Origin of the sequence: Nocardia sp. NPDC051750 (assembly GCF_044453135.1) — a bacterium.
Lineage (GTDB): Bacteria > Actinomycetota > Actinomycetes > Mycobacteriales > Mycobacteriaceae > Nocardia.
Genome location: NZ_JBITCK010000005.1, coordinates 1 through 23068, shown reverse-complemented (window position 1 = coordinate 23068; position 23068 = coordinate 1). Strand labels below are relative to the sequence as shown.

At 68.4% G+C, this 23068-nt stretch carries 20 protein-coding genes; 9 read left to right on the top strand and 11 right to left on the bottom strand.

The window, feature by feature from the left end:
* Positions 1-94: 94 nt before the first annotated feature.
* From ACIA75_RS21880 to ACIA75_RS21860, 5 genes are all read right to left on the bottom strand, one after another.
* Positions 95-916 (bottom strand): mycofactocin-coupled SDR family oxidoreductase, encoded by an 822-nt coding sequence (locus ACIA75_RS21880; RefSeq protein WP_397106799.1) that lies wholly within the window; start codon positions 914-916, stop codon positions 95-97.
* A gap of 210 nt (positions 917-1126) precedes the next feature.
* A complete protein-coding gene (locus ACIA75_RS21875; RefSeq protein WP_397106796.1) occupies positions 1127-1840 on the bottom strand; it encodes a 3'(2'),5'-bisphosphate nucleotidase CysQ in 714 nt (237 codons plus the stop codon).
* Positions 1841-1992: 152 nt separating this feature from the next.
* Positions 1993-2139 (bottom strand): DUF1059 domain-containing protein, encoded by a 147-nt coding sequence (locus tag ACIA75_RS21870; protein ID WP_397106794.1) that lies wholly within the window; start codon positions 2137-2139, stop codon positions 1993-1995.
* A 211-nt stretch (positions 2140-2350) separates the two neighbouring features.
* Positions 2351-3625, bottom strand: a complete 1275-nt coding sequence (locus tag ACIA75_RS21865) for a cytochrome P450 (protein ID WP_397106792.1) — start codon at positions 3623-3625, stop codon at positions 2351-2353.
* Positions 3626-3704: 79 nt separating this feature from the next.
* Positions 3705-4424, bottom strand: a complete 720-nt coding sequence (locus ACIA75_RS21860; protein ID WP_397106790.1) for a DNA polymerase beta superfamily protein — start codon at positions 4422-4424, stop codon at positions 3705-3707.
* Between the two features lie 249 nt (positions 4425-4673).
* On the opposite strand from ACIA75_RS21860, the gene ACIA75_RS21855 reads away from it, so the two are divergent.
* Both ACIA75_RS21855 and ACIA75_RS21850 read left to right on the top strand, forming a co-directional pair.
* Positions 4674-5549: an SAM-dependent methyltransferase gene (locus tag ACIA75_RS21855; protein WP_397106788.1), complete on the top strand. Its 876-nt coding sequence runs from the start codon at positions 4674-4676 to the stop codon at positions 5547-5549.
* Positions 5550-5706: 157 nt separating this feature from the next.
* Positions 5707-6735: an oxidoreductase gene (locus ACIA75_RS21850; protein ID WP_397106786.1), complete on the top strand. Its 1029-nt coding sequence runs from the start codon at positions 5707-5709 to the stop codon at positions 6733-6735.
* Between the two features lie 177 nt (positions 6736-6912).
* Here ACIA75_RS21850 and ACIA75_RS21845 read toward each other — a convergent pair whose 3' ends face one another.
* The 4 genes from ACIA75_RS21845 to ACIA75_RS21830 form a co-directional block, all read right to left on the bottom strand.
* Positions 6913-7785 carry an acyl-CoA thioesterase gene (locus ACIA75_RS21845; RefSeq protein WP_397106784.1) on the bottom strand — a complete coding sequence of 291 codons (873 nt, stop codon included), beginning with the start codon at positions 7783-7785 and terminating at the stop codon, positions 6913-6915.
* 149 nt (positions 7786-7934) lie between these two features.
* On the bottom strand, positions 7935-8696 hold the full coding sequence (locus ACIA75_RS21840) for an SDR family NAD(P)-dependent oxidoreductase (protein WP_397106782.1): 762 nt from the start codon (positions 8694-8696) through the stop codon (positions 7935-7937).
* A 124-nt stretch (positions 8697-8820) separates the two neighbouring features.
* The gene (locus tag ACIA75_RS21835; protein WP_397106780.1) at positions 8821-9909 is read right to left on the bottom strand and encodes an ADP-ribosylglycohydrolase family protein; all 1089 of its coding nucleotides are present in this window, start codon (positions 9907-9909) and stop codon (positions 8821-8823) included.
* 259 nt (positions 9910-10168) lie between these two features.
* Positions 10169-11395, bottom strand: a complete 1227-nt coding sequence (locus ACIA75_RS21830) for an oxygenase MpaB family protein (protein ID WP_397106778.1) — start codon at positions 11393-11395, stop codon at positions 10169-10171.
* A 66-nt stretch (positions 11396-11461) separates the two neighbouring features.
* Here ACIA75_RS21830 and hpnE point away from each other — a divergent pair, with 66 nt between their 5' ends.
* From hpnE to ACIA75_RS21805, 5 genes are all read left to right on the top strand, one after another.
* Positions 11462-12853, top strand: coding sequence for a hydroxysqualene dehydroxylase HpnE (gene hpnE, locus ACIA75_RS21825; protein WP_397106776.1), 1392 nt, complete (start codon positions 11462-11464; stop codon positions 12851-12853).
* 9 nt (positions 12854-12862) lie between these two features.
* Positions 12863-13504 carry a TetR/AcrR family transcriptional regulator gene (locus ACIA75_RS21820; protein ID WP_397106774.1) on the top strand — a complete coding sequence of 214 codons (642 nt, stop codon included), beginning with the start codon at positions 12863-12865 and terminating at the stop codon, positions 13502-13504.
* A gap of 131 nt (positions 13505-13635) precedes the next feature.
* Positions 13636-14148: an SRPBCC family protein gene (locus ACIA75_RS21815; RefSeq protein WP_397106772.1), complete on the top strand. Its 513-nt coding sequence runs from the start codon at positions 13636-13638 to the stop codon at positions 14146-14148.
* A 278-nt stretch (positions 14149-14426) separates the two neighbouring features.
* Positions 14427-16646: an acyl-CoA dehydrogenase family protein gene (locus ACIA75_RS21810; protein ID WP_397106770.1), complete on the top strand. Its 2220-nt coding sequence runs from the start codon at positions 14427-14429 to the stop codon at positions 16644-16646.
* Between the two features lie 101 nt (positions 16647-16747).
* A complete protein-coding gene (locus tag ACIA75_RS21805; protein ID WP_397106768.1) occupies positions 16748-17701 on the top strand; it encodes an NAD(P)H-dependent flavin oxidoreductase in 954 nt (317 codons plus the stop codon).
* A 157-nt stretch (positions 17702-17858) separates the two neighbouring features.
* On the opposite strand, the gene ACIA75_RS21800 is transcribed toward ACIA75_RS21805, so the two are convergent.
* Both ACIA75_RS21800 and ACIA75_RS21795 read right to left on the bottom strand, forming a co-directional pair.
* Positions 17859-20135: a glycoside hydrolase family 3 C-terminal domain-containing protein gene (locus tag ACIA75_RS21800; RefSeq protein WP_397106766.1), complete on the bottom strand. Its 2277-nt coding sequence runs from the start codon at positions 20133-20135 to the stop codon at positions 17859-17861.
* 115 nt (positions 20136-20250) lie between these two features.
* Positions 20251-20802: a dihydrofolate reductase family protein gene (locus ACIA75_RS21795; RefSeq protein ID WP_397106764.1), complete on the bottom strand. Its 552-nt coding sequence runs from the start codon at positions 20800-20802 to the stop codon at positions 20251-20253.
* 564 nt (positions 20803-21366) lie between these two features.
* On the opposite strand from ACIA75_RS21795, the gene ACIA75_RS21790 reads away from it, so the two are divergent.
* The gene (locus tag ACIA75_RS21790; RefSeq protein WP_397106762.1) at positions 21367-22059 is read left to right on the top strand and encodes a hypothetical protein; all 693 of its coding nucleotides are present in this window, start codon (positions 21367-21369) and stop codon (positions 22057-22059) included.
* Positions 22060-22413: 354 nt separating this feature from the next.
* The gene (locus ACIA75_RS21785; protein ID WP_397106760.1) at positions 22414-22725 is read left to right on the top strand and encodes a DUF4333 domain-containing protein; all 312 of its coding nucleotides are present in this window, start codon (positions 22414-22416) and stop codon (positions 22723-22725) included.
* Positions 22726-23068: the final 343 nt, after the last annotated feature.

Below are 23068 nucleotides of genomic sequence, written 5' to 3'. Positions count from 1 at the left end.
ATTTTGTACCCGTGGTGGGGGGGGGGGGGGCGGGCGCCCCCCCGGGGGGGGGCGCCCCCCCCCCCGGGGGGGGCCGCCCCCCCCCCGGCCGGTATCAGTACTGGGCCGAACCCAGGTCGACCGAGATACTGCTGGCGGTCACGAACCGGGACTCGTCACCGGCCAGCCAGCACACCGCGTCCGAGATGTCCTCCGGCATCGCGATCCCTTCCGGCAGCAGTGGGGTGTTCATATTCGCCAGCAGGCCGTTGGTCTCGGCGGCGCGGGTGAGGGCGCCGACCATATCGCCCGAACCCATCGGCGTGGCGACCGGGCCCGGCGCCACACTGTTGACCCGGATGGAATGTTTGCCGAGCTCGGCGGCCAGCGCCCGGGCCATCCCTGTCACAGCGTGTTTGCTGGCGGTGTAGTGGACCATGAACGGTTGCATGGACACCCCCGAGGCCGAGCTGATCAGGATGATCGAACCGCCCCGCTCGCCCTCGATGATCCGGTGCGCGCCCGCGATCACCGTGTTCCAGGTGCCGGTGACATTGGTGTCGAGCACTGCCTGGAACGATTCCGGGGTGATGGTGTCCCACGGTTCGGGGATACAGATCCCGGCGTTGGCGACGATGACGTCGAGCCGGCCGAACCTGGCGACCCCTTCGTCGACAGCGGCCCGCAACGCCGGGAGATCGCGGGTATCGGCGACGGCGGCGTAGATCTTGCCGCCCGTGCCCTCCACGAGACGCACGGTCTCGTCGAGATCCTCCGGAGTTGCGGAGTCGTAGGGCACCGCGGACGGCAACGGCGCACACAGGTCGACCGCGATGATGTCGGCGCCCTCCGCAGCCAGTCGCAGCGCGTGCGCGCGACCCTGGCCGCGCGCCGCGCCGGTGACGAAAGCTACTTTGCCGGATAGTCGACCGCTCACTTGTTCAAACTCCTTCGTTTCGGAAACGTTCGACCATTGTGGGCCCAGTGGTGCGCGGCGCGCACGGAGGAGCATCGGGGAGGTGACCGCGCCGGCCGGCGGGGAGGCGACCGGTGGTTCGCACCACCGGGAACGCACGCCCGGGCACCGGACGGGTATCGGTGTGAGCATCATCCGCCGGCGCGCACGGTGGCTGCCCGCTGCGCCGGACTACTCGGACAGTGCTTTGAGCGCTAGTTCGGCCAGTTCGGGTCGGCATATCAGCAGGTCGGGGAGATACGGATCGGGACGGTTGTACCGCAACGGCGAACCGTCCAGGCGCGAGACGTGCAGTCCGCTCGCGGCGGCGACGGCGACCGGAGCGCAGGAATCCCACTCGTACTGCCCCCCCGAATGCGCATAGATATCGGCGTCGCCACGGACCACGGCCATCGCCTTGGCCCCGGCCGAACCCATCGGCACCTCGGTCGCGGACAATCGGGTCACCAGTTGCCGGACCTCGGGGGAGGGGCGCGTACGCGACAGCGCGATTCGCACGGTGCCCGGCGGTGGTGCCGCGGTGAGCACGGGCGGGCGGCCGGTGTGCAGAACCAGCCCGGCGGCGGGTAGGGCGACGGCCCCGGCCACGGGTTCGCCGTCGACCGCGAGGGCCACGTGCACCGCCCAGTCCGGGCGCCCGGGTTCACCGTATTCGCGGGTCCCGTCGAGCGGATCGATGATCCACACCCGCGACCGGACGATCCGGGCCGGATCATCGGGCGATTCCTCCGACAGGACCGCGTCCGCCGGCCGCTCCTGGGCCAATCGGCCGAGCAGCAGCTGGTTCGACTGCTGGTCACCGGCCCGGCCGCCGAGTTCCCGGATGGACAGGAGAAGCTCACCGGCTTCTTCCGCCAGTGTCGCGGCGAGTGTGTGGTCGTCCATGGGTATCCTTCCGGGCGGGCCGTACCGTCCGGATCCATATACCACGGTGCGCCCGGCGTTCTCGTCGCGCGGTTCACCGGATGGGCACGACCGGCCGATGGCGGGCCGTGTCCGGCCGCGCATCGCGGCCGGTACCGGCATCACTGGCGTCGTCAGTAGGCCATGAAAAGGATCTGGTCCCGGGTGTAGTCGTGACCGGGGTGGTTCTCGGTCAGGTGCTTGCGCACGGCATCGACGAGCTCGTCCTCGGTGCTGCCGGTGATGTGTTCGCCGCACGGGCAGTTCAACTGGGTCTTCATCGGTTGTCCTTTCGTCAAGGGGGGAGACAACGGCATCAGCGTAATAGCCGGGGCTCCGCACCGCCGACCGATCGGCGCCGGCCCGTCCGAAGCGGTCGGCTGCCGCCGTCATCGCCGCAGGTAACCCTTGCGCGTGCGCGCGTGCGGCACTGCGATTCGTGTTCGATCGTTCGACGAGCCGGCCGGAGCGGCGGCGGAGACCTGAGCCCGGTCAGGCCAGGCGTACCGGCATCCGTTTGATTCCGTGCACGAAATCGCTGTGCACGTACTCCGGCTCGCCGAGCACCACCTCCGGCACCCGGTGCAGCAGTTCTCCGAACAGCAGGCGCAACTGCATCCTGGCCAGCCAGGATCCCAGACAGAAATGGGCGCCGCCACCGCCGAATCCGGAATGCGGATTCTGGGTGCGGGTGATATCGAAGATCTGTGGATCGTCGAGCGCGGTCTCGTCCCGATTGGCCGAACAGTAGAACAGCACCAGCTTTTCGCCCGCCCGTATCCAGGTCCCGGCCACTTCGGTATCGGTTACGGCGTGCCGGGCGAAATGGATCACCGGTGTGGCCCACCGGACGAACTCCTCGACCGCCCCGCCGATCCGGGCGTCGAAGTCCTCGAGCAGCCATTCGCGCTGCGCCGGACGCTCCACCAAGGCTTTGAACGCATGAGAGGTGGTCTGTTTGGTGGTGTCGTTCCCGGCCGAGGCGAGCAGCACCATGAACGCGCCGACTTCCTCGTCGGTGAGCCGATGACCGTCCACTTCGGCGGCCACGATGGCGGACATGAGATCGTCGCGGGGGTCGTCGCGGCGCCGGCGGGCCAGATCGGTGCCGGCCCGGTGCAGGATCCCGAATTGCGTCATGAAGAACGCCGCGCGTTCCTCGAGACCGGCGTATTCCTCATCGCTGGAACCGAACATCGCCTCGGCCGCGTACGCCACCGCGTCCTGATCGGCGGGGTCGATACCGATCATGTCCGAAATCGTGCGCATGGGAAGTTTGCGCGAGAGGCTGTCGACGAGATCGACCGGTTCCCCCGACGACAACTCCACCAGAAACTCGTCGACGATCCCGGCCGCATTCGCCCGGATCTGGGATTCGATGCGGCGCACCTGCTTCGGGGTGAAGGCCGAACTGATCAGCCGCCGATAGCGGGTGTGCTGCGGCGGATCCATGGTGAGAAAGAATGTGGTCGGCCGCTGCACTTCGATGGGCATCGGATCCATGCTGATCCCGAGCGTCGAGGTGAACAGTTCGGGATGGCGGCTGATATGGGCGATATCGTGGTGCCGGGTCACCGCCCAATAACCGGGTTCGTCGTGCGGGAAGACGGCGGGCGGCGGGGCGTGCCAGGTGAGTCCGGGTTCGGCCCGCAACTCGGCGAATACCTCGTCGCGGGACCGGAAATCCCGGGTCCAGAAGGCAGGTTGCGAGATATCGAGCCGGTGGTAGCGGCGCGATGCGGCGGGCGCGCTGTCGAGAGGGCTCATGAGCGACTCCGAGCTCGGTGATTCCATGGTGCGCGCGCAAAAAAGGGACAGGCTGGTGCGCGCGAGTCGTAGGAATACTCTAGATCGCCGTTGCCCGCCCGGCGTCGGCTTCCCGAGAATCGAGATGGGCTCGGCGCACTCGCTGCAAGAGGTCGTCCAGCGGCGCTTCGTCCGGCTCCGCCGGTAGTACCGTGACCGCGCTGTCGAAGCGCGTTTCGTATTCGGCCATCAACCGGCTCACCGCCGCCGCGCCCGGATCGCCCTGGACCGAGGCGCCCAGGGCGTGGTAACGCTCCGGGTCGGGCACCCGGATCGGCAGCCGGCCGGTGGTGTAGAGCTCGTAACCCTGCCAGAGCAGCCGGAGGGTGTGGCGGGCCTGTTTGGCCCGGCGGGCGGCCGGGACGTCCGGTGATCCGCCGGCGGCCAGCCGCCGGAACTGACTCGTGGCGTAGCCGAAGAACGCGTCACGCACCCGCTTCGCGGACAGGAAACAGCTTCGGAGTTCGATCATTTCGCGGCCGAAGGCGGTCTCCACGAGGTAGTCGTCGAGCCACAGGATCTCGGTCGCGGTGGGATTGCACGACAGCATGAGCCGCATGGCCTTGCCGATCTCATGGTAGGTCGCGTCCGCGCCGTCGCGTCCCTGCCGGGTCTCCCGCGTGGGCGGGTGCAGGCCCAGCAGGTTGCGGGTCGGCTCCACATAGATTCCGGCGTAGTCGATATCGCTGGTCGGACCGGCCAGACCGTAGGCCGTCGAGCCGACGATGCCCTCCAGCAGCAACCGATGTGTATCCGCCATCGTCCGGTCCTCCTGATTCCCCGTCCCGGCCGGCGAGTACGCGGGCCCGGCCGGGGTGCCACCATCATGATCGTTCCGGCGGGGTGTGGCCAGTGAATTCTTCCGGGCGACCAGGGCGAATACGGCCGGTACCAAGAATTTTCGACAGATTCTCGCGGGCAGCGATGAATTCGCGGGGGGACCGCCGTCACATCAGTCGAGCGCCACCTGTCGATATCGAGCCGCACCTGACCGGACAGAGAGACATCGATGCCAGATTCGCCGTTCAACTCGCCGGACCCCGGTCGCCCCCCGGCGGGGGTCGATACTTCGCGGGCGAGCATCGCCCGCGTCCACGACGCCAGTCTCGGGGGTAAGGACAATTTCGAGGCCGATCGTCAGGCGCTCGAGGCAGTACTGGAGATAGCGCCCGGATTGTGCCGGGTCTCGCGCCGGAACCGGGCCTGGGTGCGCCGCGTGGCCCGATATCTGGCCGGAGTCGTGGGTGTTCAGCAATTCCTGGATGCCGGTGCCGGGTTGCCCACGGTGGGCAATACGCATGAAATCGCTCAGCTGGTGAATCCGTGGGCGCGGGTCGTCTACCTCGACAACGACCCGATGTGCAGTGCACACGGCCGGGTTCTGCTGGAAACGAACGAGGACACCATCTACCTTTCCGGCGACCTCACCGATCCCGCTCTGCTGGCGGAGGATTCGGCGGTGTGGCGGTATCTGGATCGTGAGCGTCCGGTCGCTGTCATCTTGGGTGCGGTGCTGCATCACATCCCGGACGCGGCGGATCCCGCGGGAATCGTGACCCGGTGCGTGGACGCAGTGAGCCCCGGGTCGTACGTGGGGCTCACGCATTTCTGGGATCCGGGTGCGGATTCGGACGGCCACGAGCTCGCTCGGGAGATGGAACGGCGCTTCGTGCAGAAAGGGCTGGGGTCGGGGTGGTTCCGCAGCCGGGAGGAGATCACCTCGTATTTCACCGGTTTGGAATTGGTCGAGCCGGGCGTGGGCCCGCTGGACGACTGGTGGCCGTCGGGGCCGGTGCAGCCGCCGAGCAGCGTCGAGGAGCGCTTGATCCTGGGTGGGGTCGGCCGGAAAGGTCGTGGTCCGGTACAGGGCCCGGGCACACGATAGGCCACGGGGCACCGGCGGAGGCTGCCGGACAATCGACGGAAATCATATTCTCGCTTCAAGAGAATTGTCTTATACTTCGGCTGGACCGGCTGCCCGTCGGCGTGTGACGGACCTCGACCGAGGGTGGCGTGAACCCCGCTGGAACTGGATAGATGCCGTGAGCTCTTCGAACGAACTGTGGACCCTGGCAGAGGCACCCGATCAGTCCGGCCGCACCGCCGTGGTGACCGGATCCAACACCGGTATCGGGCTGGAAGTCGCCCGCGGCCTGGCCCGCCGCGGCGCGACAGTCGTCCTGGCCTGCCGCAACGACACCGCGGCCACGCGGGCGAAGCAGGATATCGAGGATTCGGTTCCGGACGCGGATATCCGCACAACCCATATCGACATCGGAAGCCTGACCTCCATTGCCGACTGCGCACGCCGGTTGCACGCCGAACTGCCCGCGATCGACCTGCTCGTCAACAACGCGGGTGTCGTGGCCGGTACCCGCACTCTCACGGTCGACGGGTTCGAAAGCGATTTCGGGATCAACTTCCTGGGACATTTCGCGCTGACCGCGCGGTTGATCGATCTGCTCACCGCCGCGCCGGCCGGGCGGGTGGTCAGCGTCGGCAGTCTCAGCCACGGTAAGCGCAATGCGGCACTGGATTTCGACGATCTGCAGTCCGAGCACAGCTTCGGCCGCCTGATCACCTATTCGCGGTCGAAAATGGCTTCCGCGACGTTCATGGTCGAACTGCAGCGCCGGCTGGGCGCGGCCGGCGCGCGGGCGATGTCGGTGGGCGCACATCCCGGCGGTGTGCGGTCGACGATCCTGCGGGACCAGAGCCTGCTCACCCGGATCGCCTACAGCGATGTGGTGATGACCCTGGCCCGCCTGGTCACCCAGACCCCCGAGCAGGGGGCGCTGTCCATCCTGCGCGCCGCGCTGGACCCCGCGGCGGCGGGCGCCGGTTTCTTCGGCCCCGCGAAACGCTGGGGTCTGGTGGGGCCACCGGTCCCGGTACCCGTCTCGCCACTGGCACAGGACCCCGGGACCGGGCGGCGGTTGTGGGCGGTGGCCGAGGAGTTGACCGGCGTGGAATTCGTCATCGGCACAGGGGATCGGCCGCTGCGTGACGATGTGCCGGCCGATCGCGGCCGTACCGCGGCGTCACCGGAATCGGCTGCCGACAGCGGATAGCAGAAGTGCGGCGCTGCGTAGCCCTTCGGTAAGCGGCACCGATCCGGCTCGGCCGCGCCGACCGGCGCCGAGGACGACCGTGCCGGGCCGGAATGTATGCCGCCGGCGTACCTGCCCGGGGCACCGCTCTCGGGAACCGACGGCGGTTCGGCTGCCAAGCCCGGCCGCACGGGAGGGTCAGCGCCGGCGGATCAGGCCCTCCTGCATGGTGGTCGCGCACAGCCTGCCGGAGCGATCGAGGATCTCACCGTGGGCGAGGCCCCGGCCGCCACCCGACCAGCGGCCGTACTGGTCGTGCAGGAACCAATCGTCGACCCGGAGCGGCGCGTGGAACCAGATGGAATGATTGACCGTCGCCACCTGGAGATCCTGATCCCGCAGTGCTTCACCATGTGGACCGGTGGTCGCGGAGAGCAGCAGCAGATCACTCAGATACATCAGGCAGGCCGCCTGTTCGAGCTGTCCGTCGGGTAGCGCCTGTCGCGTGCGCAGCCATACCCGTTGCCGAGCCTGCCCGGCCTCACCGCGCATCGCCTGCGCGCGGGCGAGCGGATCCGGGAACCGGGCATCGACACCGAGGGCGTCGAGGAAGGTGGTGGTCCACTGCAGGGCGGCCGGATGTCCCGCGAACACCGCCGCGAGGTCGGGAACCTCCTCGGGCCCCGGTGTATCGAGGGTGGCGATCTGGTGGGCGAGGCCGTCTTCGGCGCGATGGAACGACGCGAGCATCGTGAAGATCACCCGGTCGTTCTGGATCGCCTCGACCCGCCGGGTGGAGAAGGAGCCTCCGTCCCGTACCGCTTCGACCGCGAATTCGGTGGGCACCGTGGTGTCGCCGGGCAGCAGGAAGTAGGTCTGCGCGGAATGGATCGGCCGATCCGCCGGTGCCGTGAGTCCCGCCGCCAGTACCGCCTGGCCCGCGACCTCGCCGCCGTAACTGCGCCGCGCGGGACCGTCGTGGGTGCGCCCCCGGAATCGGAACTCCCCGACGCGTTCGAGGGTGAGCCGATCGGCCACCGACTCCGCGGGCCGTACGGTTTCCAGGCTCATGGCCACCTCCAGTGGTGCGACAGGGCGGCCATGAGCCGCGGTGTTCGAGGAACCGTCGAGACCATTATGGTGCGTGCCGGCCGGCGGCACGCAGCACCCCTCGGGACGAAACCGGCGGCGCCGCCGGTTTCGTCCCCGGTTTCACGGGTTCACTTGGGGGCGAATCGCATCCCGGCGTCCAGCCGCAGGCACTGGCCGTTGAGCATCGGGTTGTCCACGATGGCGCAGGCCAGTTTCGCGTATTCCTCCGGCCGTCCCATCCGTTTGGGGAACGCGTTACCCGCGACCAGCGGGGTGACCATCTCTTCGGGAACGCCGGCCAGGATGCCGGTGTCGAACAGCGACGGCGCGATGGCGAGAACGCGGACGCCGACGGAGCCCAGATCGCGGGCCATGGTCAGGGCCATTCCCGCGATCCCGGCCTTGGCGGCGGTGTAGGCGACCTGCCCGATCTGTCCTTCGAAGGCCGCGATGGAGGCGGTGTTGACGATCACGCCGCGCTCGCCGTCCGCATTCGGTTCGCCCTGGCTCATATGCCAGGCCTGCAGCCGGTTGAGGTTGAAGGTGGCGATCAGATTGAGGTTGATGATCTGGGTGAACGACTCCAGATCGTGCGGTCCCGTTTTCGACAGGGTGCGCTTGGCGATTCCGCCGCCGGCGGTGTTGACCGCGATATCGAGCCCGCCGAGTTGCTCCACGGCCTCCGCGAGCACCGATTCGACGCCGGCATGGTCGGTGACATCGGCTTCGAAGAAGGAACCACCCAGATCGGCGGCGACCTTACTGCCCTCACTGGCGGTCCGGTCCACGACGACGACCTTCGCGCCGCGGGCAGCGAGCTGTTCGGCGCTGGCCCGGCCCATACCGGAGGCGCCTCCGACGACGATTGCACGTGCTCCCTGAATCTCCATATGTCCTGTCTTTCTCGGTGTGGCAGTGGTCATCGATCGCCGATGAGCCCGGTTCACGGTATCGCTGCCCGACGGGCGTGCCGCTATTTTCGCAGAAGTCTCGATGAAAAAGCTGGTCGTGCGATCAGTATCCGATCTCGCGGTCGAGCGGATACCGGTTCCCGGTCCGGGACCTGTCGGCGTAGTGGAAGCTCACCACCAGGTCGTCCGCGACCTGGATCAGGACATCGCGGCCCTCCACTGCCCCGGCCCATTCCGCGGGGAGCGCGGACAGTCCGTGCCCGGCGCCGACCAGGTTGCCGGCGACGGCTCCGGTGGAGTCGGAGTCGCCGGAATGGTTCACCGCGAGCAACAGCGCGCCGCGCACATCCCCGGTCCGCTCCGCGTGCAACGCGCAGTACACGGCGATGGCGAGACATTCCTCGGCGACCCATCCCTGCCCGACCTGTTCGACGCCCTCGGCGGTCGCCGGACCCGAATCGGCCACGGTGACAGCATGGTTCAGTGCGGCGACGGTCTCCTCACCGCCCGGCACCGCGCGGAGCCGGGCCGTGATCTGGTCCAGTGCCGGGCGAAACGCGCTGCCCCGGACCAGGTGATCGACGAGGGCGGCGAAAGCTCCGGCGGCCAGGTAACCGGTCGGATGGCCGTGGGTCAACTGCCCGCATCGGGCGGCCAGGTCGAACGCCGCGCCGGGACCCGCGCCGGTGAGGCCGAACGGGGCCGACCGCATAACCGTTCCGCACCCCTTGGAATGCGCGTTCACCGGTCCGGGTTCGCCGAAGGGCCGCGGCGCGGCATATCCGGCGGACTGGCGCTCCAGGCCGGTCATGCAGGCATTGCCCGGCGCGCGCACCGCGTAGAGGAAGGTCAGCCCGGCCAGCCATCCGTCGGGCTCGGCCGGCGGATGCGCGGTGCGCTGGGTTGCCAGCCAGCGAAGGTAAGCGCGACGGAGCGCGGGAACGGGATCGGCGCCGGGCGGGCAGCGCAGCAGTCCCTCGGCGGTGAACAGGGTCATCTGCGTGTCATCGGTGATCTCCGGCGACGCGCCCGGTACCGGACCGGGCACGAATTCGGTGACACCGGCGGCGCCGTATCGGCTCCGGATATTCGCCAGCGACAGGAACTCGATCCGCCAGCCGAGGGCATCGCCGACGGCACCACCCACCAGGGTTCCGCGAATCTTGTCGACGAGGGTTTCGTAGTCGCGCACGGTCAGCGATCCTCTCAGCCGGACCCTTTCGGCACAACGGGTTTCGCCTCGGTACGGCGATCCGCGCGGGGCAGGACGCCGATAGCGCGGGAGTGCGCCCGCGGGATGTCACCGCACCTCGACCGATGTATTCGGCGTCCGGCCCACTCCTGTCCATGGCCACGAGTTCCACGACCGCGTGGTGGCCGGCCACCCGAGTCCCGGCGACCGGTCCCGCAGCGGTCTGCCGATCCGAAAGCCGACCGGGAAGCGGCTGTAGCTATGCGGTGGCCTGCAGGTGGTGTGCCGATCTGCCGACCTCCGCGGGACCGGACCCGACGAGCAGCCGTTTGAACGCCGCCTGCTCCCGTTGCCCGCGTTCCTCGGCGCGCCGCCGGGCCGCGGGACTGATCCGGGTGGCCGCGCTGCGGGCGAGGTTCACCGGCAACCGGAGCGCCGGGTACCACGGCGGCATATACGGCCACAGGCCGAGTTTGCGCATGGCTCCGGGGCCGAGGTACATGCTGGAGATCGACAGGTGCTGAGCCCGGGCGATCCGGCCGCGCAGCCACGGCAGGTTCGGATAGTTCCAGCTCAGTGGGTCGTTCGCCATCGGCAGGGCGAGCTGGCGGGTGGTGTCGTCGGGGTTGGTGATGGCAGACATCGTGTGGTAGAGGATGCGCACGCTGTCGCGGTACCCGGTGGGTAGCCATTCGTCCGCGACCCCCATGAGCCAGCCCACGTAGCGGGCGAGGTGGGCGGCGGCCTCCCGGTCGCCCCGGGAGGGCACGATACCCATCGCCAGACCGCCGATGAACGGCGCGATGAGCGCACCCACCAGGGTCGCGGCCATATCCGTCTGGTTGATCGGCAGGCCCCAGGCTTCCTCGTCCCAGTCCGGCATGGCGGCAACATGGCGGCGCACCAGCGAATGAACGAAGCGGACATGCAGAGTGGACCGGTAGCCGGGACCGAACTGCTCCATCCCGTTCTGGACATCGAGTGCCCACTGCATGGTTTCGGCGAACCGCTGGGCGGGGCCTTTCTCGAGCGCGCCGGTGCGCAGCAGGGTCTTGTTGAAACCCGAGGCGAGATAGCCGCCGAGGAAGGAGACATCCCGGGCCAGGTAGAGGCCGTCGAAGCCGCCGCGCCGCAGCACCTGTTCGCCCCGGTGCAGCAGCTCTTCGTCCAGCCACGCCGGAGGTGATTCCACGGCGGTGAAGAAGTCGCGCAACGGTTGCGGTGCGTCCGCAACGGAGTCGATACCGCGGGCCAGGGCCTGTTCGAAGAGGGGCCGGGTCGTGCCCATCCCGGTGGTGATCATCCAGTCGGCCAATTCGTCCATCGGTTCGTCGCCGACGAGCAGCGATCGGCCCATGGCGTCCCAGCGGGCGGCGTCGGGTGCGCCGATGCCCATGGCCATGGCGAACGGTTTCAGCCCGGGTACGGCAACCGGGCCGGCGGGATGCCGGGTGGGAACGGTGGCACCTGTGTTTTCGGAACCCATGAAACGAATGTATTGATTGCGTTACATTGTGTCAATGCTGGGTTCGACGACGTCTTGGAGCGCACCATGAACGATTCCCGCCGGTATGTCGTGATCGGGGGCGGCCTGGCCGGGCTCGCCGCGGCCGTATGGCTGGCCGAGGCCGGGAAGCAGGTGACGGTGCTCGAGCGCCGCGCCCGCCTCGGCGGGCGGACCCAGGCCATGCAGGCTCCCGAGGTCGGCGATACCCCGGACAACGGTCAGCACGTGGTGGCCAGCGGTTACCGCAGCCTGTTCCGCTATCTCGAGAGCGTCGGTACCCGCGAATACGTGGAATTCCCGGGCGGCGGCACGCTGCGCTGGCCCGGCGGCCGCGCGGTGCTGTTGCACACCACGGGGTTCCGTGCCGTTCGCACGCTGCTGGGCGCCCACCCCGATGCCGGAATCCTGGACCGGCTGCGGGCGCTGCGGGCCACCACGCGGCTGGGCCGCCAGGCCCTGTTCCAGCCCGCGGATCTGGCCGATATCACCACCGAACAGTGGTTCGAACGCGTCGGAATGCCCGCGAAAGCGCGTGAGGCACTGTGGGATTGGCTGGCTCTGGGGATCGCCGCCGAACCGGTGCAGCGCGAATCGGCGAAGGTCTTCGCCGATGTGCTGGCGACCGGCATCCGTCACGGTGTGCGCGACCGGACCGGTGTCACCATCGGCTATCCCACCGTCGATCTGGACACCCTCTACATCACCGGCGCCGAGCGGGCATTCGAGAAGTACGGCGTGGACGTGCGCTTCCGGGCAGTCGCCCGGAAGGTCGTGATCACGGACGGCCTGGTGACCGGTGTGCAGCTGGTCGACGGGACGGAGATCCCGGCGGACGCCGTGGTCTGCGCGGTCCCCAACTCCCGGATCCACGGGCTGCTCGACGATCTGCCCGAACATGCCGAAATCTATGCCGCCGCAGACAAACTCGGCGTCACCCCGATCGTCAGCACCAATCTGTATCTGGACCGGCCGCTGGGGACGAAATCGGCCATGGAGGCCATTATCGGCGGGGCCGGCGTGATCGACGAGGTGTTCGACCGGCAGCGCATGCACGGGCGGAACCCGGACGGTGCGTGGCTCTACTGTCTCACCACCAGTGGCGCCTACGAGCAGATCCACAAGAGCAACGACGAGATCGTCGAAGAGCAGCTGGCGCTGATCCGTCGCTACTATCCGGAAGCCGAGGCGGCCGAATTGGTGCACGCCCAGGTCGTGAAAATGCCCAAGGCAACATTCTCGCAGGTTGTGGGCACCGACGGATTGCGCCCGGATCAGCGGACCTCGGTCCCGAACCTGATGCTGGCCGGTGATTGGACCCGTACCGACTGGTCGGCCACGATGGAGAGCGCCGCCCAGAGCGCGGAGCGGGCGGTGCGGGCACTGCTGGCCTACGCCTCGACCGGCGAGAGCGGTGACACAATGAAACGCGGTCTATAATTCCGCTGCATGTTCCGTAGCTATGACGAGGTCGACGAACGGATCCTCGACGCCACCCTGAATCGGATCCTGCAGGTCGGCGTCCGGCGGAGCAGCCTGGACGATATCGCCCGCCGCTGCGGGATCAACCGGGTGACCATCTATCGCCGATTCTCCAGCAAGGACGCGCTGATCGAGGCGGCACTGTCGCGGGAGATCGCCCGGATACTCGGGGAGGCGACGTCGATCGCGACCACCACCGAGGGTGTCGATGCCCAGATCGAGGAGACCGTGCTCTTCGTGCTCCGGCTCACCCGGACGCATCCGCTGGTCACCCGGTTGCTCGGGGTGGCGCCGGAGGAAGCGCTGGGGTTCTATACGGTCCGCGGTGAGGAGATGGTGTCCCAGGGGATCGAATACATCGCGGGGGTGCTGGCGGCCGGGCAGGAACAGGGTGTGCTGGCCCGTTACGACCCGCGGCCGGTGGCGGAACTGGTGGCCCGGATGGCTCATTCGCTGATGCTGACGCCGACCGCCGGCGTGGATTTCGACGACGAGGCGGCGGCGCGGGGATTCATCCGGGCGGCCATCGTGCCCCTGATGAAGTACGGGATCCGCTCCGGGGACGATGCCGGTGATCCAGTGGGGGAGAAGCGCGCGTCCGGGGCGTAACGGATCGCGGCCCCGAGGGGTGAGGTTGCGGTCCCCCGGGCGGCGGTCGTGCCGCGACAGCTCGCGGTGCCCCCCGGGTGTGGCTGAATAGTCGAGATCGAGAACGAGAACCGGGCGAGGAGTGAGCAGCCGTGGTGAAAACAACCCGGACCATGGAGGTATCCGGCTCCATTGTGGTGGAGACGGATCCGGAGACCGCGTACGACGCGGTCAGTGATGTGACGCAGATGGGACGGTGGAGTCCGGAGAACACCGGTGCGGTGGTCGCCGAACCGGGCCGCCCCGCGTATCCGGGTATGACGTTCGTGGGGTCGAACAGGCGTGGGCCGATGCGGTGGCATACCGAATGCACGGTCACCGTGGCGGATCGGCCGAGCCGGTTCGTTTTCCAGGTGCGCCGGTTCGGGCTGTGGAAGCCGATGCTGACGGTGGCCGTGGCGACCTGGGAGTACCGGTTCGACGCGGTCGCCGGCGGAACCCGGGTCACCGAGATCTGGTACGACGATCGGGCCCGCTGGCCGGATACTCCCACCTTGTGGTTCGACCGGGTGGCCACGGGGCAGCGCGGATTCGCCGAATTCCAGCAGGGCAATATCCGGCGGACGCTGGAGCGGCTCAAGGCGGAGCTCGAGAACGCTCGCTGAGCCCGCCGCACCCCTCCGTACCTGCGCTGAACTCGACTGGCAGCTGATGGACCGCGTGCCCTATCCGCGCGTCGCGTCCCTGCTGCAGCTGGCGGTGGCGCCGGACGAGCTGATCGCGCAGGACGTGGGGTCGGTCATCTGACGGTGTTCCGGGCACCGGTCGCGGGACGCGCGCCATGGTGCGGATTTGCCCCGCGGCGAGTAGAACGTGTTCTAATCTGGGTATCCCCGCAACGCGCCGGGATCGTTGTTCGACACCCTCGACCGGAGTGATAGCCGTGCCTGTTGCCCTGACCGCCGACCAGACGGCGCTGGCCGAAACCGTCACCGGATTCGCCGAGCGATATGCGGGCCGGGAATACACACGCAAGAACGCCGATCGCCTGAAGCAGGGCATCCGGCCGGAGTTCTGGCCGGACCTCGTCGCGCTCGGCCTCACCGGCGTGCACCTATCGGAAACGGTGGGTGGCCAGGGCGGAACCCTCGACGATCTCGCCGTCGTGCTCGCCGAATCGGGCCGGGCGTTGCTGCCCGGCCCGCTCCTGCCCACGGTGGTCGCGAGCACGGTGCTCAGCGGATCGGCGGAGGACGCCGCGGCCGAACCGGCGCTGCGCCGATTCGCCGGCGGTGCCACCGGTGCGGTGATCGGGCCGGAGCACGGTGTCGTCGCTGCGACGGGTGAGGATGGCGCCGAACCTCGGCTCAGCGGAGAAACCGGCTTGGTGCTCGGCGCCGGATCGGCCGAACTGTTCGTCGTGGCAGCGGCCGCCGGCGCCGAGGTCCGGTGGTACCTCGTCGAACGGGATGCCGCGGACGTCGACGTGGAGACGAAAGACGGCGTCGACCTGGGACGTGATATCGGCCTCGTCCGGTTCCGTGAGGTATCCGCCGTGGGGCCGGTCGCACTGGATACCGACCGGGCCGCGGCCGTCGCGATCGCGCTCCTCGCGGTGGAGGCGGCCGGGGTGATCCGCTGGTGCTGCGATACCGCCACCGACTACGTGAAATCGCGGGTCCAGTTCGGCCGGCCGGTCGGTGCTTTCCAGGCGGTGCAGCACCGGACCGCTCAGCTGCTGATCACCAGTGAGCTCGCCACGGCCGCCGCCTGGGACGCCGTCCGCGGTCTCGACGACGAGCCCGGCCAGCGGATCCAGGCCGTCGGGGGAGCCGCGCTCACCACACTCGGCAATGCGGTCCATGCCGCGGTGGAATGCCTTGCCCTGCACGGTGCCATCGGTTTCACCTGGGAGCACGATCTGCATCTGTACTGGCGGCGCGCGATGGCGCTGGCGGGGCTGGGCGGTCCGGTGGAGTCGTGGGAACTGCGGGTCGGTGCCGCCGCCCTGCACGGCCCACGCAACTTCGCTGTCCCGCTGCCGGAAACGGATACCTCTTTCCGCGAATGGGTTTCGGAGATCCTGGACCGGGCGGCGCAATTGGAGAATGCGAACCCGTCGAAGATCGGCGACGACGATTCGGTGAATACCGGCCCCCGGCGCACCCTGCTCGCCGAGAACGGCCTGGTCTCGCCGCCGATGGCCCAGCCCTACGGGATCGAGGCCGGTCCGCTGGAGCAGCTCATCCTGCAGGACGAGTACGACCGGCACGCGATCGCCCGGCCGTCCATGGGAATCGGGCAGTGGGTGGTGCCGATCGTGCTGCATCGCGGCACCCCGGACCAGCTCGCCCGGCTGGCCGGTCCGGCCCTGCGGGGCGAGGAGATCTGGTGCCAGCTGTTCAGCGAACCGGAAGCCGGGTCCGATGTCGCCTCGCTGAGCCTGCGCGCGACCCGCGTGGACGGCGGCTGGCGGCTCCAGGGCCAGAAGATCTGGACGACCCTCGCGCACCGCGCCGACTGGGGACTGCTGCTGGCCCGAACCGACCCGGATGCGGGCCGGCACCGCGGCCTGACCATGTTCCTGGTCGACATGCACGCCGCGGGGGTCGAGGTGCGCCCGATCGTGCAGGCCAGCGGCGACGCCGAATTCAACGAGGTGTTCTTCGACGAGGCGTTCGTACCGGATGAGATGGTGCTGGGGGAGCCCGGTCAAGGGTGGGCGCTGACCCTGGAAACGCTGGCGCAGGAACGGTTGTTCATCGGCGGGGTCCGGGACCCGGGCCACAACGGGCGGATCCGGGGCGTCATCGAGCGCGGTGAGTACGCCGGGACCCGGGACGACGCCGTCCGCACGCTCGGCCGGATCAGCGCGCGCGGGGCCGCGATCTCCGCGATGAATCTCCGGGAAACGATCCGGCGGCTGGACGGCCAGGCCGTCGGACCGGCCACCAGTATCGCCAAGGCCGCCGCCTCCGTCCTGCACACCGACGCCGCGGCCGCGGCGCTGAATCTCATCGGCCCGGCGGCCGCGCTCGGCGAAGCCGTCTCGGAACCGGTGCACCACGAACTCGATATCCCGACCTGGGTCATCGGCGGGGGAACTCTGGAGATCCAGCTCAACACCATCGCGACACTCGTGCTGGGGCTGCCGCGGAAATAGTCCGCCGGCTCCGGAAACCGCTTGTCGCCCGGCCGGTGTGGCGCATCCCTCACCCGCTGAGCTGTAACTGAGGGCGCATGCCCTCTGTTAGTGTCGGTCTCGTGACCGAGCGACTCCCCGCGATCTTGCGCGCGAATCTGCGCCTGCCCGTCATCGCTGCCCCACTGTTCATCGTGTCCGGCCCCGAGCTGGTTGTGGCCCAGGCGAAAGCCGGCATCATCGGATCCTTCCCCGCGCTCAACGCGCGCACCACGGACCAGCTGCGGGAGTGGCTCACCCGGATCACCACCGAACTGGGTGCGGCTCCCGATGCCGGCCCGTACGCGGTGAATCTGATCGCGCACAAGACCAACGGCCGCCTCCTCGACGACCTGGCGATCCTCGAGGAGTTCCGGGTACCGATCGTGATCACCTCGCTCGGTGCCCGACCGGAGGTGAACGAGCGTATCCACACGTACGGCGGTGTGGTCCTGCACGACGTCATCAGCAATGTCCACGCGCGCAAGGCCATCGACAAGGGTGCCGACGGACTGATCGCGGTGGCGGCCGGTGCCGGCGGCCACGGCGGATCGGTATCACCGTTCGCGCTGATCCAGGAGATCCGCGAATGGTTCGACGGCCCCCTGGCCCTGTCGGGTGCGATCGCGCACGGGGACAGTGTGCTGGCAGCCCTGGCCGCCGGAGCCGATTTCGCCTATATCGGTTCGCTGTTCATCGCCACCGACGAAGCCGATGCCGCACCCGAGTACAAGAAGATGATCGTCGCCGGCAGGGCCGAAGATATTGTCTACACCGACTATTTCACCGGGGTGAAGGGTAACTACCTGCGCCCGAGCATCACCGCGGCCGGTCTCGACCCCGATGCGCTCGGGCAGGCGGGCGAGTCCGGATCCCTGGAGTTCCTGAGCTCCGGCGAACCGAAGGCCTGGCGCGATATCTGGGGCGCCGGCCACGGTATCGGCACCGTGGACGACGTGCGCCCGACCGCCGCGGTGGTGGATCGTCTCGCCGAGGAGTACCGCCGCGCACAGGCGCGGGTCGCGGCCCTGAGCTGACTCACGCGGGCCGCGGTCCTGGGCTCATTGCCCCGCGTCCGGCCCCGGCCGACTGCCGGCGACCGCGGTGCCGGCGTCACCTCCGTCGTGTGCGCCGGGTCGGCCGCCGTGGATCGTGCCCCGGCCGGTAGCTGAACGTGCCGAGGCGGCCAGGGGCTCAGTGGACGGCTGCGGCGGTGTTGGCCCGGTCGAGGAAGGCGTCGAGTTCATCGGTGGTCATGAGGCCACCGAAGGTGAGCGCGAGACGTCCGATCGGTATCGAGCCGACCATCCGGGCCATATCGATACCCAGATCGGCGCCCGCGGCGGTGCCGGAACCCCCGAGCAGCGGCTGTAGCCGTTCGCCCAGTTCCGGCCCCGCGACCGGATGCGCCAGGACCTCGGCGAGGCTCGATTCCCGGGTCAGTGCCACCGTGACCGGATCACCGCTGATCGTCACCGCCACCTGCGCCCGCAGGTCGCGGCTGGAGGCGCCGATATGCAGCGTGTACTCGCCGCCCTCGACCACCCGGCGGCCCACCCGGTCGTCCCAGTAGGCGAATTCGTCGCGCGGAATCGGCACGGTGACCTCCTGCGCGGCACCGGGTTCCAACTCGACCGTGGCGAATCCGCACAGTTCCCTGGGTGCGCGCAGCACCGCGGAGGATTCCAGGCCGCGATAGACCTGCACGACATCGCGGCCCGGCCGAGTCCCGGTATTCGTCACCCGGACCGTGACCGTCACGGTGTCCACCTCGGCGACCGCACGCGCGCCGGAGTACTCGAAGGTCGTATAGGACAGCCCGTGGCCGAACGGGTAGGTCACCTCGATATCGCGCCGGTCGTACCAGCGGTAGCCGACGAAGATCCCTTCCCCGTACCGGACATGCCCGTTCTCGCCGGGGAAATTGTCGTAGGCGGGCACATCGGTGAGCCGGATCGGGACCGTTTCGGTGAGCCGGCCGCCCGGATCCGCGACGCCGAACAGGAGATCCGCGATCGCCCCACCCGCCGCCTGCCCGAGGAGAGCGGTATCGAGGACGGCATCGGCCGCGTCGACGAGGGGAGCCAGCCGCAGGACGCCGCCGTGGGCCAGCACCACCACGACTCGTGACTGCACCGCCCGGACGGCGGTGAGCAGCTCCACCTGGTCGTTCGGCAGTTCGATATGTTCGCGGTCGAACCCCTCCGACTCCTGTGCGGCGGCCAGGCCCAGGAACAGAACCGCGATATCGGCACCCGCGGCGGTCTCGACGGCCTGCGCGCGCAGCTGCGCCGTCGCCGAGTCGTCACCGGTATCGAATCCCCGGGCGTGGGTGACGGTCGCGGATCCGGCGAGCGCCCGGATCTCGTCGAGCGCGATATCGACCCGGGTTGCGTTCACGTGGGAGGATCCACCGCCCTGATAGCGCGGTTCGGTGGCGAATTCCCCGATCACCGCGATCTTTCCGCTCGGCGCGAGCGGAAGCAGGCCCTGTTCGTTCTTCAGCAGAACGGCGCAGCGGGCCGCCACCGTACGGGCCAGCGAGTGGTGCTCATCGGGATCCCATCCGGTGTCCGGGCGTGCGTTCCCGGCGGCGCGCGCCGCCAGTGCCGCCACTCGGCCGGCCGTCGCGGACAGGGTCTCCGCGGGCAGCGAACCCTCGTTCACCGCGGCGGCGACGCGCTGGTCACCGGCATTGTCCGGCCCGGGCATCGCCAGGTCCAGCCCGGCCGCGACCGCCGCGACCCGGTCGTCGACGGCACCCCAATCGCTGACCACCACGCCGTCGAAACCCCATTCACCGCGCAGCACTTCGGTGAGCAGCCAACGGTTCTGGGACGCGTACACGCCGTTGATCTTGTTGTACGAGCACATCACGGTCCACGGCGCCGCGTCGGTGACCACGCGCTGGAAGGCGCGCAGATAGATCTCGCGCAGCGGCCGCGGATCGATATCCGAACTGGACCGCATCCGGTCGAACTCGGCGTTGTTGGCCGCGAAATGTTTCAGCGAGGCGCCGACGCCCTGCCCCTGCAGCCCGCGCACCCAGCCGGTGGCCAGGGCGGCAGTGAGGTGTGGGTCCTCGGAGTAGTACTCGAAGTTCCGGCCACAGCGCGGGTCCCGTTTGATATTGATCCCGGGGCCCAGCACGATATGCACCCCGGCCGCCTGCGCTTCGCGGCCGATTGCCGCGCCCACCCGGGCGGCGATCTCGGGGTCCCAGCTCTGGCTCAATCCGACGGCCGGCGGAAAACAGGTGGCCGGGATACTCGGCCCTATTCCCAGTGCGTCGCCGCTGTGTGCCGGGTCCTGATGGCGCAGGCCGTGCGGGCCGTCGGACACGGAGATCGAGGAGATGTCGCCGATCGGCTCGGTGGACCAGAAGTCCCGCCCGCTACCCAACCGGGCGCGCTCTTCGTCGGAGAGTCCGGCGATCGGATCGGCGGCGGTGGTGTGGACCGGGTCCGGCATGCGGCTCCTCCTGGATGTTCGGCACTGATGTCGAACATAGTGGGTGGCGGTCGCCGAGATGGGTGACACACGGCCGGTGCCGGTCCCGCGGGGCGGTTCCGGCACCGGCCGTGTGTCAGGACTGTGCGGGGCCGTAGTTCAGATGCACCACACCGTTGGCGTAGACGTTGTGCGCCTTCAACGCCAGCGTGGTGGCATCGACCCCGTCGGCGAACAATTTCTCGCCTTTGCCGAGCGCGATCGGATACACGAACAGATGCAGATCGTCGACGAGTCCCTCGGCCAGCAGGGCCCGGACGAGGGTCCCGCTGCCGCTGATGTAGATGGTGCCGTCGATATCGTCCTTCAGCGCGCGGATCTTCTCGGGGTCGTAGGCGCCGATCCGGGTGCTGTTGGCCCATTCGACCTGCGATTCGCGCGCGCCCACCACGTATTTGACGGTGTCGTTGAAGAACGGGGCCCCGGGATCGTCCTCGACCGTCCGGGTGGACCAGGCCGGCGCGAACATCTCGAACGTGTGGCGACCGAGCAGGATCGCTTTCGCCGATCCCGTGATCGCGGCGAGTGTCTCGCCCATCTGCGGGTCGAATCCGAACTCGACGGTGAAGGACGGATCCTCGTAGGATCCGTCGAGCGAGACGAATTCGTGTACGGCGATGGTTCCCATGATGATGTCCTCTCCGGCAGCCGCCCGGCTGCGATCCGGCCGGTCCGCCGAGTGTCCGGCGATCCGTTCGTGGTTATCGGTGTTGCACGAGTAGACGGGGCCCGCGGAGATTTCTCATCGGTCCCGATGTTGTCGGCGGCGCAGGCGGTCCCGGGTCGACGGAAGCTGGACGACGGCCCTGAGGGGTCGGCCGATCGCGGTGCCAGGAGCAAGTGGGGGCGTGCCACCCCCGTCCACCGGGGCAGCGGTCCGGGCGCAGCCCCGGCCGAGCGCAGTGCAGCATATCGCCGATGCCCGGAGTAGTGCAGACCGGTCGCCGCAGTTCCCCGGGCACCTCGGTGCTGCGGTAACTCCGGATCGGGTGGACCCGGGCGCGCGGAATCGGCGATACCGATCCTCAGAGCTGGGGACAGAACTCGAATCCCGCTGCCGCCGGACTGGTTCAATCGTGCGTACAGTGAGTGCCGGAATCAGTGTTAACACCACGGTGCCGTGGGGAAATCAGTATGAGGACGCGGCGCCGATCCGGCTCCGCGCAGGAAAGCAAGGAAACAGGACTTCCGAATGGGTCACCCGCAACCACCCAATCCGTACCAGCATCAGCCTGGTCAGCCCGGCGTGCCGGGGCAGCCGTACCCCGGACAGTCGATGGGCGGGCAACCCGCACCCGGTCAGCCGTACCCAGGACAGCCGTATCCCGGTCAGCCCCAGTACGGTCAGCCGTTTCCGCCGGGGCAACCGCAATTCGGTGGGCCGGGCGGTTACGGTCAGCCGCCCCGCCCGTCCGGCGGGAGCGGCGGAAAGATCGCGCTCATCATCGGTGGCGTGGCCGTCGTGCTGATCGCGATCGGGGTGGGCGCGTTCTTCCTGTTCAGCGGCGGTGGCTCGGCGATCGGCGGCGGCTACGACGATCCGCGCGAGTTGGCGCAGGCATGGGTGGACCAGGACGGTAACCCCGAGGATATGGTGTGCCAGGCGGATCTGGACGAGATCGCACAGTACGAACAGGACAACCCGGTCAAGCCGACGGGTGCTCCCTCCGGTGTGGAAGCACCGGAAACGACGCTGAAGAGCGTGGATGTGCCCTCGGGCAGCGATAAGGGAACGTTCACCATGGAGATGACCATGGACCTGCTCGGCGACGAGACCACCTCGACCGCGACCTACGACCTGGTCAAGGAAGACGGCGGCTGGAAGGTCTGTGGGATTCTCACCCCCGATGTCGACGTGGATATGCCGGATATGCCCGGATTCTGACGCGGCGATCGACTGTTGCCGGCTCGGTGCCGGCGCTCGGCGGTCTCATAGGGCCCCGGCACGGATATTTCCGGTGCCGGGGCCCTTGTTCGTCATGCGAGGGGCGCTTTTCCACAATGGCCCGGATTGATGGGTCGATGGGTGTTTCGGAAACAATCCCCCAAGGTGTTGTATTCACCCACCCTTGGATGGTCAGTTTCCTCACCTGGAGTGGAAATACGCTGTGGCACAAAAGGAGTCGATAAGTCGACGGCAAGTGACGGCGAGCATTGTCGGGATGTAACGCTCTCCGAGTTCCGGATTCTCTTCCGGGTTTCTCGTGGGAGAGATAGATTCCCCGATAAGGAGTATCCCGTGCGAAACGCCGCGCTTTCGTTATCGCTGGCTGTCGGCTGTGTGTTGTTTCTCAGTGCCTGCAACTTTTCGATGATGGTTACGGAGGAATGCTTCGGCAGGGCCGATCTGGAACGTGCGGTCGAACATATCCTGGCGGAACAGGGCGGGTGGGGAACCTTCATGGCGCAGTGCCCGAATACGCTACGGATTCGCGTAGCAGCCGCGACCCGGTGCACGGTCCAGGACGGTGACGGGTCGGTGACCGAGGTGACGGTAGTGGTGACCGAGGCGGCAGGAAGCCGGGGCCGGATCACGGTGAAGCCGGCGTAAGAAAGGACGGGAGACAGAAACAGGCGGACCTCGGAGAGATGAGTGCGGAGCGCCGCCCGATTCGGGTGCTGTGTTCTCCGAACAGAACGGCGCCGCTTATTTCCGCTCGGCCCGCCGGCTTCCCTGATTTCCCGGGCTACATGAAAGGGTGTCCGAGCGGAATCCACTCGGACACCCTGGTCGTTACTCGTCAGATCGGCGGTTCTGAAATGTATGGTGCCGACCGTACCGTGTAGCTTTCGGCTCAGGCGAAGGCGGCGAAACCGTCGCCGATCTTCTTATCGGTTTCCAGCGCGCGGTTCAGCGCGTTCTCCACCGCGATGGCGAGCTGATCGAGCTTGTG

Coding starts and splice junctions, on each gene's coding strand:
- ACIA75_RS21830 (WP_397106778.1), bottom strand. CDS start 11,395: ATGGGTTCCGAAAACACAGGTGCCACCGTTCCCACCCGGCATCCCGCC.
- ACIA75_RS21840 (WP_397106782.1), bottom strand. CDS start 8,696: ATGGAGATTCAGGGAGCACGTGCAATCGTCGTCGGAGGCGCCTCCGGT.
- ACIA75_RS21800 (WP_397106766.1), bottom strand. CDS start 20,135: ATGCCGGACCCGGTCCACACCACCGCCGCCGATCCGATCGCCGGACTC.
- ACIA75_RS21820 (WP_397106774.1), top strand. CDS start 12,863: ATGTTCCGTAGCTATGACGAGGTCGACGAACGGATCCTCGACGCCACC.
- ACIA75_RS21865 (WP_397106792.1), bottom strand. CDS start 3,625: ATGAGCCCTCTCGACAGCGCGCCCGCCGCATCGCGCCGCTACCACCGG.
- ACIA75_RS21790 (WP_397106762.1), top strand. CDS start 21,367: ATGGGTCACCCGCAACCACCCAATCCGTACCAGCATCAGCCTGGTCAG.
- ACIA75_RS21795 (WP_397106764.1), bottom strand. CDS start 20,802: ATGGGAACCATCGCCGTACACGAATTCGTCTCGCTCGACGGATCCTAC.
- ACIA75_RS21860 (WP_397106790.1), bottom strand. CDS start 4,424: ATGGCGGATACACATCGGTTGCTGCTGGAGGGCATCGTCGGCTCGACG.
- ACIA75_RS21855 (WP_397106788.1), top strand. CDS start 4,674: ATGCCAGATTCGCCGTTCAACTCGCCGGACCCCGGTCGCCCCCCGGCG.
- ACIA75_RS21870 (WP_397106794.1), bottom strand. CDS start 2,139: ATGAAGACCCAGTTGAACTGCCCGTGCGGCGAACACATCACCGGCAGC.
- ACIA75_RS21875 (WP_397106796.1), bottom strand. CDS start 1,840: ATGGACGACCACACACTCGCCGCGACACTGGCGGAAGAAGCCGGTGAG.
- ACIA75_RS21845 (WP_397106784.1), bottom strand. CDS start 7,785: ATGAGCCTGGAAACCGTACGGCCCGCGGAGTCGGTGGCCGATCGGCTC.
- hpnE (WP_397106776.1), top strand. CDS start 11,462: ATGAACGATTCCCGCCGGTATGTCGTGATCGGGGGCGGCCTGGCCGGG.